Origin of the sequence: Cypionkella sp., assembly GCF_030652235.1 — a bacterium.
In the GTDB taxonomy this organism is placed as follows: Bacteria; Pseudomonadota; Alphaproteobacteria; order Rhodobacterales; family Rhodobacteraceae; genus Cypionkella.
Window position 1 is genome coordinate 1 of the sequence record NZ_JAUSBA010000006.1, and the last position, 4776, is coordinate 4776.

Here is a 4776-nt window from a genome sequence, read left to right on the forward strand (position 1 = left end):
GCCGCATGGATCATCGCCAAGCTCGGCGGATGGGACGGCTATCCAAATTCCAAACCGCCCGGCCCGATAACCTTCCGACACGGCCTCCAATACTTCAAATCCCTCGCCCACGGATGGAGGCTCAGAAATGTGTGAATCGCCCAGTTGGGTACAGGGGGACTCGTCAAACGTTGAGGTGGCGTTGAGGTAAAACGCGAGCGCCCATACGCAAGTGAAACGGTCAACATTTAAGTCTTTGATATCCTTATAAGATTTGGTTGCGGGGACGGGATTTGGCTTATGCCGAACGCTAGCCCGCCTATCGCCGAGGGCATCACCGATATGATGCTTCCGTTTTCGGCCCATAACGGACGGTTGATGACTAATGCCTGCCGTCGTGAAGCGGTCACTCGTGCATTTTGCAGAAACAAAGGCAACTGCCCCCTGCAGAGGGTCGAACCAACTGCACTGGCCTCTCTCACTTGGCTCAAGCCGTTAGTGCCTGAGGACTTCAATCAGACTAAGCGTCGCCTCTCATTTTTTTGGAACTCTCGTCCATAGAGCTAACCAAGCGATGCTTGTAGGGTTGCACCTCTAAACTCTAAGTCTCTGCGGGTATCTTGAATCTGCTTAATGATTTTTGTTGTAGATGACCCAGTTGCTACTCGTGCCTCTATTCCGTTGAGCTTTCCAATCATTCTCTGGAGAATTTCGCATGCAGTTACATCGACAATAGGGCGTTTTTCCACATCCAACCACCAAATATTTAGAGAATCTAGTCCTTTCAGAATCATATCGGCACTGATTATATCAGAGGTGGATATTCTCGAAACCGCCTCGAATACCTTTATTCTATTGCCAGGCCTCATATTGTCGCGTTCAACGCAATCCACATGCTGCTTTGCGAGATCTGTCATCTTTTTGGTTAACTCTGAAAGGAAGCTTTGCTCAATACGTGTTCGTCTAATCTTCGCCGATATTTTTTCGACCGCCTCAAGGGCGATTTCCGCAGTCCTAGCATTATCACCTCGCGATCCAGATATCCTAATAAGCCGATCACTCGCGTCGAGGTAGGCCCTCAAAGCCACGTCGCGGCTAAATTCATTAGAGAATAGGCTCTTGGTATACTCACGTATTCCCGTCCAGTCCTCAAGGCCAGTTTTGGCGGTAATAATGCTAGAGAGGAGTTCTGGCCTTTTACATCCCAGCCGTAAAGCTCGAGCCAGTTCAAGATCAGCTTCTTTAAACTTAGACGGCCTCACTCTCAGGAATGCCGCTCCGAGAACGCTGGCTACATCTGCGTTGTTTGGGAAGCGTTCACCTAACGTCTTAGCTTCCACGAGAGCTTCTTCTCCCCGCCCTTCGCTCCAAGCGCGAGCAATGGTTCGGATGTTAAAGCCAATTGCCTTTTCATTAGCTCCGCCTTTGATATTGGCCCGCGCGACTGCTTCGCTTACCTGTTTAGCCGCTCCAGCGAGGCTATCTTTTACGAGACCGATGATGGCTTTAAGTTCATCCGGGGCACTAATAATAGAATCGCCACTAGGGCGAGCATTTGTTGAAATCAAGTGATAAGCCTGCAGTTCTGAGATTTGATCGCGAACCGACTTCGCGGACATGTCCAAAACCTCGGCAATATCCGCTAAGCTGGTCTCGCCAAGCAGAAGCGTCGCATACAACACCCGCGCCTGCAGGCCCGTGAGTCGAGAAAGCTCACGCTCGAAAGCAAAACTCCTAACATCCTCACCATCTGCGCCGCGCCATCTTTCGACAACCTCTGAGCGATTTTCTCCAAGTTTGATAAGCCTTAAAATGGATGCAGAAAATAAAGGAGATCCTGACGAAGCCGCAAAAATTCGACCGACATCAGCCCTTTCGAATGCTCCTAAGCCGAATGCCCCTGTGATATTGTCAAAATAAGCGGTGAACTCCGCTCGCTCTAGACCGCGGATTTTTATGATCGAGGTTAAGGGAAGGCCTTGATCAAGCCGCGACGTCATAAGAATTCTGGAAGGAGGCATATCTCTCCCTACCGTTCGAAGCGCGACGCTGTTTAGTGCCGCGACTATCTCTTTTTGCTCGTCCGGTGATAGTGAATCTAAGTCATCAACTACAATCATCGCGGGGTAGACATTTAGGGCCTCCACAACTCGATCTACAACTTCAGCCTCGGTCGGTTCATCGTCATCCAATGGCACTTCATAATTTAGGAACTGTAGAATCTTCTCGAACAGCGACTTAGCATCAAAAAAATCTACGCGTGTCGTTGGAACCAATTTTCCACGAAGCGCAGAGTATGTCTGTTGCTTAGCGGTCAGCCAAAGGACGGCGTCGACCCCACCAGCGCCCACTTTCACAACTTCCTCTGCGAAATAATAGGCCAACGTAGTTTTCCCGAGTCCGCCAATTCCAGTAATAAGTCGAATTGGGCTTCTGGGGTCTGCAATCCATTGCCGCAGACTAGCAAGGTGTTCAGATCGGCCGACAAACTCTAAGAGATCTTCATCTCGAGCTGGCAAAAATGATTGGATTTGCCTCTTTACAGGATTATGATCCTGTTCTGGAGGCAGTCGATCCGAATGAAGAAATTGCCAATCTTCGTGGGTATTTGCTGCAGGTCGACACTCATCTCTTACGCGTATATAAATCTCCTCCCCAAAGCAAACCTTCCCTTGAGATTTTTCCGGACCTTTTCGCTGCATTTTAATGGGCGGGGCACCAGATGGCCTTCTAGGCACCAATAGGATTCCGATACTTACTGTTCTGTCACCTTGCACTTTAGTTTCTATAGTATTATAGAGACATTCAACGCTACATCCGGAGTATCGTTGGAGCGTTTTATTGAAGTCGGCACAATTAAATCCCTGCCTCACCCCTACTAGACGGCTGGGCCCCTTATCTGCTACACCAAATACTACATAACCACCGAAGGCGTTATAAAATGCCACCGCGTCTTTTATAAGCTCGGCGATTGATATCGCATGTTTCTCTTTATCCTCCTTGGTCGGCTGTGCGTCCAGAATGGGCGCCTCAATCTTGTAATCGAATAATTGAGTTTCTGTGTCGTAGGGTCTTCCACTTGGTATAAGTAGGTCGATCACGGCAGGGAGCAAAAGCCGATCATCGACTGCGTTTTTCAGGCGATCGATCAGATTATCAGAAGATTTCGACATTGTCTGCCCCTAAGATTCAGCTCAAAAAGTTCACTAATTCTATTATGATAGCTCCACCTAAGCAAGGCAAACATGAAACAAAAGTACTCCTAGATGAATCGGGATTGATGATTATTGCAGGAACGTGCAGACACCAGAACCGATTGTTTCTTGTTTTTAGCGCGAGTTAAGCTCGAAAATGGGAGAAATCGATGGGTATTATATATGAATGACGATCGGTCGACGAAGCGTAAGCATCCGGCGAGAGCCGCGGCTACGCGGCCTTGATAGCTTCAACTTCAGCCTTCCAATGCCACGGCAGCAGCTCATGCACGCGCGAGACGGTGATGTTTGGAAGGCGGGTACCAGCGCTGAGATCGCGCGGATCAAAGAGCTTGAGCGTGAGGTTCGTGAACTTCGACAAGCCAACGAGATCCTGCGCAAAGCCTCCGCGTATTTTGCCCAGGCGGAGCTCGACCGCCCATTTCGCAAATGATCGATTTCATTGAGGAAAGCCGAGAGGCACACGGGGTCGAGCCGATCTGCAGGGCGCTGCAGTTTGCCCCTTCCACCTTCTATGACCGGCGGGCGGTCGTGCGTGATCCCGACCGGGCCTCGGCTCGGGCGAAGTCGGATGCGGCCCTGAGCGTCAAGATCGACGCGGCTTGGGACGCCAACCGCAAACTCTATGGCGCGCGGAAGATCTGGCATGTCTTGCGACGGCAGGGTGAAGACGCCGCCCGCTGCACCGTGGAACGGTTGATGCGCCGCCTAGGTATCAGGGGTGTTGTTCGGGGCAAAAAGGTCATCACGACCAATCCTGACACGTCTCTGCCCTGCCCGGACGACAAGGTGAACCGACTGTTCATGGCGGATCGACCGAACAAGCTATGGGTTTCAGACTTCACCTATGTGCCGACATGGTCCGGGACGGTCTACGTGGCCTTCGTCATAGATGTCTATGCCCGACGGATCGTCGGTTGGCGTGCGTCAACTTCGATGAAGACCCAGTTCGTGCTTGATGCGCTGGACCAGGCTATCTGGCAAAGAAAGACGCCAGATAACAAGAGCTTGATCCATCACTCAGACCGCGGATCGCAATACTTGTCGATCAAATACACCGAGAGGCTGGCCGAGGCAGAGATTGATCTCTCTGTCGGCACCGTCGGTGACGCCTATGACAATGCGCTGGCCGAGTGCGTCATCGGCCTCTTCAAAACCGAAGTCATCAACCAAATCGGCCCTTGGAAATCACTGCGAGAGGTCGAGTGGGAGACGCTGAAGTGGGTCGATTGGTATAATAACCGCCGTCTCCTCGGCCCCATCGGATACATCCCACCCGCAGAAGCAGAGGAGGCGTTCTATGCAAAACTGAACTCACTCGATATGGTCGCATAGTCATTGAACAAACCACCCTCCGGTAAACCCGGGGCGGTTCAGTATCGGTGACAGAAAGGATCTCTACTTCAGGTCTGTATCTATGCTCGGTCATAGTGCCGGATCTATGGTAATCCCCCCATTTTTGACGGGGTGCATTTGTAGAACTTAGGCGGCCGTTTTCAGTTTCTGGGCGGGTGTGATGCCGCCTATGCCCATGTTCGGGCGGTCGTTGTTGTAAGTCCATAGCCATTGTGTGGCGAAGTCC

The 4776-nt window shown here is 51.1% G+C and carries 1 protein-coding gene, 1 pseudogene and 1 other annotated feature; of the genes and pseudogenes, one reads left to right on the forward strand and one right to left on the reverse strand.

Features of this window, described 5'->3' with window-relative positions; translation table 11 throughout:
• Positions 1–542: 542 nt before the first annotated feature.
• Positions 543–3152 (reverse strand): RNA-binding domain-containing protein, encoded by a 2610-nt coding sequence (locus Q7V03_RS01535; RefSeq protein ID WP_304923861.1) that lies wholly within the window; start codon positions 3150–3152, stop codon positions 543–545.
• Between the two features lie 316 nt (positions 3153–3468).
• On the opposite strand from Q7V03_RS01535, the pseudogene Q7V03_RS01545 reads away from it, so the two are divergent.
• A pseudogene (locus Q7V03_RS01545) lies at positions 3469–4529 on the forward strand (IS3 family transposase); the annotation flags it as partial.
• Positions 3582–3698: a sequence feature (AL1L pseudoknot), on the forward strand. (Overlaps the previous pseudogene by 117 nt.)
• Positions 4530–4776 lie beyond the last annotated feature (247 nt).

Bases quoted from the DNA above. Each gene is read 5' to 3' on its own strand.
- Q7V03_RS01535 (WP_304923861.1), bottom strand. From the start codon at position 3,152: ATGTCGAAATCTTCTGATAATCTGATCGATCGCCTGAAAAACGCAGTC.